This is a genomic window from Psychromonas marina (assembly GCF_030161115.1).
GTDB lineage: Bacteria > Pseudomonadota > Gammaproteobacteria > Enterobacterales > Psychromonadaceae > Psychromonas > Psychromonas marina.
Genome location: NZ_BSPQ01000002.1, coordinates 473,357 through 479,630 on the forward strand (window position 1 = coordinate 473,357; position 6,274 = coordinate 479,630).

General features: G+C 41.0%; 5 protein-coding genes. All 5 read left to right on the forward strand.

Annotation, left to right across the window (positions count from 1 at the left end; translation table 11 throughout):
- Positions 1-160: 160 nt before the first annotated feature.
- The gene (locus tag QQK09_RS06310; RefSeq protein WP_284203265.1) at positions 161-1,090 is read left to right on the forward strand and encodes a LysR family transcriptional regulator; all 930 of its coding nucleotides are present in this window, start codon (positions 161-163) and stop codon (positions 1,088-1,090) included.
- A 127-nt stretch (positions 1,091-1,217) separates the two neighbouring features.
- Complete coding sequence (moeA, locus tag QQK09_RS06315; protein WP_284203266.1) at positions 1,218-2,465, forward strand: molybdopterin molybdotransferase MoeA; 1,248 nt, start codon at positions 1,218-1,220, stop codon at positions 2,463-2,465.
- Between the two features lie 65 nt (positions 2,466-2,530).
- Entirely contained in the window at positions 2,531-3,580 is a 1,050-nt protein-coding gene (aroG, locus tag QQK09_RS06320; RefSeq protein WP_284203267.1) for a 3-deoxy-7-phosphoheptulonate synthase AroG, read from the forward strand.
- A gap of 70 nt (positions 3,581-3,650) precedes the next feature.
- Entirely contained in the window at positions 3,651-5,048 is a 1,398-nt protein-coding gene (locus QQK09_RS06325; RefSeq protein WP_284203268.1) for a cobyric acid synthase, read from the forward strand.
- Positions 5,045-6,022 carry a Solitary outer membrane autotransporter beta-barrel domain gene (locus QQK09_RS06330; protein WP_284203269.1) on the forward strand — a complete coding sequence of 326 codons (978 nt, stop codon included), beginning with the start codon at positions 5,045-5,047 and terminating at the stop codon, positions 6,020-6,022. Before QQK09_RS06325 ends, QQK09_RS06330 begins: the two co-directional genes overlap by 4 nt.
- The last annotated feature ends 252 nt before the right edge of the window (positions 6,023-6,274 follow it).

Genomic DNA, 6,274 nt, shown 5'->3' on the forward strand with positions numbered 1-6,274 from the left:
CAACTACCTACAGTCCATGCAGTAGTTGCCAACAAGAATAGCTAAAACTACCTGATATTGTGAGTGCTGTGAAGTAAATAAAGGCGACATCAACAGATTCTTGCTGTTATTATTAGTTTTTCTCAAGTTCAGATGCACAAAATTAATCTAAAGGCTTTTTATGATTGAAATTAAACACCTGCGTACTTTATCAACATTAAATAATACAGGTAGCTTAGTAGAGGCTGCACGGCAGTTACATCTCACCCAATCTGCGCTTTCTCACCAATTAAAAGAGTTGGAAGGGCGATTAAACTGCTCATTATTTATCCGTAAATCACGTCCGATCCGTTTTACTGTTGCTGGCGTACGTTTACTCGATCTGGCTGATAGTGTACTACCGGAAGTAAGCAATGCAGAAAGAGATCTCTCTCGCTTTATATCTGGTGATGCAGGGCGCTTACATATGGCGGTAGAGTGTCACTCTTGCTTTCAATGGTTAATGCCGGCCATTGACTGTTTCCGCGATAGTTGGCCTGAAGTTGAACTAGATTTTTCAAGCGGTTTTAGCTTTTTACCTTTACCTGCATTAAAACGCGGTAATTTAGATTTAGTGGTCACCGCCGATCCACAGCCAATTGAAGGCATCAGTTATATTCCTCTATTCAGTTATCAACCGATGTTAGCGCTAAGCCGTCATCACCGCTTAGCTAACAAAACCTTTATTGAACCGGAAGAGTTAGCGCAAGAGACCTTAATCACTTATCCCGTTGAGATTGAACGTCTTGACATCTTTAATCAGTTTTTAATTCCTGCGGGGGTCTCACCTGCTAAAATTCGCCATGCAGATATGACGTTAATGATGCTGCAACTGGTTGCTAGTGGACGTGGTGTTGCAGGACTGCCAAATTGGGCATTGTATGAATATCTGAAAAAAGATTATGTTGTTGCGCGAAAATTAGGGCAAGAAGGCGTATGGACAACACTTTATGCAGCAGTACGAGAAGAGCAAAAAGAGCTCGCTTATCTGCAAGATTTTATTAAAACAGCGATTGATAGTTGTTTTAAGCATCTACGTGGAATCAAAGGTGTTGAAGATTCTGTTGGTTAATTAGTCGATTCATAAAAAAAAGAGCTGCAAGCATGATCTTTCGCGGATTTTTACCGAACTTGGTTTGCAGCAAAGCGAATAAAAAGTCACACTTCCACTCTAATTATTCAATAGGGTGATAAATCAAATGGGTTGTTGTGATGTAAAAGGGCTAATGCCCCTCGAACAAGCATTAACAAAATTACAAACCTCTGTCGCTAATGTCTGTGAGGCGATCTCATTACCACTGTCGCAGGCTCTGGGGTTTGCACTCGCAGAAGATATTCAATCACCTATTAACGTCCCGTCATTTAATAATTCAGCAATGGATGGTTATGCAATGAATCAAGCTGATTTGCTTGAGGCAGATGCTGCGCATCCTGTTGCGCTTAAAATGATAGGTAAATCATTTGCAGGCGCACCCTATACAGGTGAATTACCCGCAGGTTGTTGTATTCGTATTATGACCGGTGCAGTGATGCCGAGTTGTGCCGATAGTGTGGTAATGCAAGAACGTGCGCAAGCTAATGGTGAGCAAATTAGTTTTACCAATACGCCTAAATTAGGTGATAACGTGCGCAAAGCTGCTGAGGATATCCAACTTGGGCAGAGCGTTTTGAAGGTAGGGCATAAATTAACCACACGCGATATTCCGTTGATTGCCTCATTAGGTATTAGCGATATTTCTGTGTTCCGCAAACTTAAAGTGGCGGTCATCTCCTCTGGCGACGAACTGAAAAACCTTGGTGAACCACTGCGAGAAGGGGATATCTATGACAGTAACCGTTATAGCATCATTGCACTATTATCACGCCTAAATGTTGATATTATCGATTTTGGTATCATCAAAGATGATCTTGCTTTGATCACTGAAGCGGTCAAATCAGCAGATCAACAAGCCGATGTGGTGATCACCAGTGGTGGTGTTTCTGTTGGCGAAGCTGATTTTATCAAGGATGTATTAACAGAATTGGGTGAAATTGGTTTTTGGAAGCTTGCTATTAAGCCGGGTAAACCCTTCGCCTTTGGTAAACTGCCTCACAGCGTCTTTTTTGGGTTGCCAGGTAACCCTGTTTCCGCTATGGTCACTTTGTATCAGTTGGCTGTGCCTACGATGGCAACGCTATCTGGCTTCAATGCAGCGCCTGCAATTCGTTTTAATGCATTGACCACTGAACGATTAAGAAAAGCAGCAGGACGCACCGACTTTCAACGCGGTAATTATAGCGTCAATGAAAATGGGCAATTAGTTGTGAATACAACGGGTAGCCAAGGCTCGGGTGTTTTTAGTTCGATGAGCCAATCAAACTGTTTTATTGTACTAGAACAAGATAGAGGCGATGTGGAGATAGGTGAGACAGTCACCATCGAACCTTACAATGCTTTAATGGATTAAAAGTATAGTTGAGCAAGTTATACCAATAAAAATTAAAATAACTTTGAATTATTAGGAATAGAAAAATGATTAAAACAGATGACGTACATATCACAGCAATTAAAGAGCTTTTACCACCAATTGCGTTATTAGAAAAATTTCCTGCGACACATGAAATTAAAAAAACAGTGTCAGAATCTCGCCAAGCGATTAGCAATATTTTAAGCAACAAGGATGACCGCGTATTAGTCATTATCGGTCCTTGTTCTATTCATGACACTGAAGCGGCTTTAGATTATGCAAGTAAATTAGCACCACTACGTGAAAAGTATAAAGACTCACTAGAGATCGTTATGCGCGTTTATTTTGAAAAGCCACGTACAACTGTAGGCTGGAAAGGATTAATCAACGATCCTGAATTAAACGGTACATTTAATATCAATAAAGGTTTACGCACAGGCCGTAAATTATTATTAGATATCAATGCAATGGGTCTACCTGCAGCGACTGAATTCTTAGATATGATCACGCCACAATACGTAGGCGATCTAATGACATGGGGCGCAATTGGCGCACGTACTACTGAATCTCAAGTACACCGTGAATTAGCATCTGGTATCTCTTGTCCTGTTGGTTTCAAAAACGGTACTGACGGTACGATTAAAGTGGCTGTTGATGCAATTGGTGCGGCCAATGCGTCTCATCACTTTTTATCAGTAAACAAATTCGGTCACAGTGCAATTGTACAAACGTCGGGTAACCCGGATTGTCATATCATTCTTCGTGGTGGTAAAGCACCAAACTTTAGCGCAACAGATGTTGCTGCGATTAAAGCTGATCTTAAAAAATCGGGTCTTGAAGAAACACTAATGATTGACTTCAGCCATGCAAACTCAGAGAAGAAATTCGAAAACCAAATGAAAGTTTGTACTGATGTTTGTGGTCAAATTGCGGGTGGCGATAAAGCTATCTCTGGCGTAATGGTTGAAAGCCACATCGTTGAAGGTCGTCAAGACTTAGTAGATGGTAAAGCAGCATGTTACGGTCAAAGTATTACAGATGCTTGTATCGGTTGGGCTGACACTGAATCATTACTTGCAGAACTGTCACAAGCAGTTGTAGCACGTCGTGGTTAAGCTTTTCTGATATTATATAAGGCACTGCTATTGCAGTGCTTTTTTTTGCCCAAAATTTAACCGAGGTAATATGACCGTTAAAAATAGACCAATAATGATATTGGGTTGTACCAGCGATGCTGGAAAGTCATTGGTGGTCACCGCTATCTGTCGTTTATTAGCCAATCGAGGCATTAAGGTTGCGCCTTTTAAAGCGCAAAACATGAGCAATAACGCTGCCATCACCAGTGATGGTCTTGAGATGGGGCGTGCACAATACCTACAAGCGATTGCCGCCAAAGTTAAACCTGATGCAATGATGAACCCTGTATTGTTAAAACCGAGCGCCGATACCAAAAGCCAAGTGATTATTAATGGCAAGGTAAACAGAGAAATAAGTGAGTTACCCTGGCTGGGGCGAAAACAGTTCGTATGGCCAGAGGTACAGAAGTCATTACATAAACTGATTGAAACTTATGATCAAGTCGTCATTGAAGGTGCTGGAAGTCCTGCTGAAATCAACTTACGCGAAGGGGATATTGTTAACATGTCGGTGGCGCTTGAGTGTCAAGCTGATGTGTATCTTGTATCCGATATAGATCGCGGAGGCTCTTTTGCGCATCTATTGGGTACATGGGCATGTTTGAGCCTTGAAGAGCAGAAACTTATTAAAGGTTTTGTACTTAATAAATTTCGAGGCGATGCGGCTTTATTAGGTAATGCTATGGATTGGTTAGAGGAAAAAACCGGTATCCCAACGGTAGCGAATCTTCCTTATTATCGCCATCAATTACCAGAAGAAGATAGCTTTCGTTTAGGCACAACATGGCAACGCGGAAAAATTAATATCGGTATCGTTTATTATCCTTATGCATCGAATATGGATGAGTTTGATCCATTGATTCATCAGGATGATATTAACCTCGTACCCATCACCAAAGATATGGATCTTAGCCATTTTGATGCACTGATTTTACCGGGCAGTAAAAATAGTGGGGCAAGTCTTGAGTTTTTAACGCGTACTGGTCTTGCGACGACCATTAAAAGCTTTAAAGCATCAGGAAAACTTATTTTAGGTATTTGTGGTGGTTTACAAATATTAGGCGAACAACTTTTTGACCCCTTAAATTTAGAAGGTGGCGATAAACAAGGGTTAGGTTTAATTGCACTAAAAACAACACTGCAATCTGAAAAATCGACCCAGCAGACAGAGATAAACTGGCAGGGAAGTATACTCAAAGGATATGAAATTCATCATGGTGAAACGGTAACCGCGAAGGATGTTGAACTGTTTATGGGTAATAACTTAGGTTGGCAGTGTGATAATGTTTACACCACCTATCTACATGGTGTTTTTGAAAATAAAGATTTTTACAATTGGTTTATGCGCCAAGTTGGCGGACATGAAAATGGACTACAGTGGACAGAACATCTAGAAACAGAACTTGATGCACTGGCAGTGATGTTTGAGGAGCATGGTTGGTTATGAGGCGATTAGGTACTGTTTATATTCCGCAACGCAATAAGGTTGCGATGCTGTTTATATTAGCCACTCCGATGACCAGCAATGCGGCACTACAAAACGTGGGGGTGAAGGCCTTAGAACAAGCGCTTGCAGCCACCACGGTAATGACTGATAGTGAAGCATTAACCTTTGGTTTTGCCAATATAGAATTAAATTTTATTGTTGATTCAGATAAAAGTATCGATTTAAAAAAGAACATTGATATTTTATCTATTCCTTACCACTGGCAACTTAGCGACATTGATAAAAATTGGCGTCATGCCATCAATGTGCGTGCCTCATACATTGAGGTAGAGCGTAACTCTGAACCGCTAACGGGATATACCAATTTTAAACATGAACAAGTTTTTAGTGCTTTTGTGCAATATTCACAACACTTTCAACTCGATGAACACTGGTACACAGGATGGGGACTAGGTACTCATTTAAGTTATTATAGTAATAAATATAATTACAGCGAAGGTTTTCCCGATGAGATTCGTGAAGCGTTAGATGGACATATTTTCAATACCTCTGCATTAGTATTGATGGCTGAGCCTGTATTGCATATCGGATATCAAAAAGACCAATCCTGGGGGCAATGGAAAGTCCATAATAGTAACCATTACCTGATCGGGCAAGGCGTCGGCGGCGCAGCGAAAAGTATCTCTGATGTGAACCCAGAAGGGTGGCGCGTAACAAATGGAATCGAATTTAAGTTTAAAGTGCCACAAATATGGGGTGTTTCAGATCATATCGCGTTAGACCTCAAACGTATCGATATTGGTGGTGACATGTCTGGGTTATCGGAGCGTGGTTATTATTATGAAACCAGTGTGGGTTGGGTGATCGACACTAAAAATAAAGTCCCTTTATTAGATAATATTGGGATTGGTTTTAATATCAATTATGGCAGTTCAATCAGTGGTGGGTCGTTGGTGTTTTATTATAATGAATAAGGGCAGCTGTCAGTCATCAGCGGTCAGTTAAAAGAAAATTCACTATAACAGTGCGGCTCACTGTAGGTCGGTATTTATGCCGACAAGCCACGTTGTGCTTTCGCTTCGCAACTCAAAGCTTAAAAACCGTCGGGCTAAAGCCGCGACCTACGGTTTATTATGATCCACCTGTAGGTCGGTATTTATGCCGACAAGCTAACGCTGATACTTTGTGTTTCCAACGCTAATCATTCGTAAACTGGAGCTAGAAAA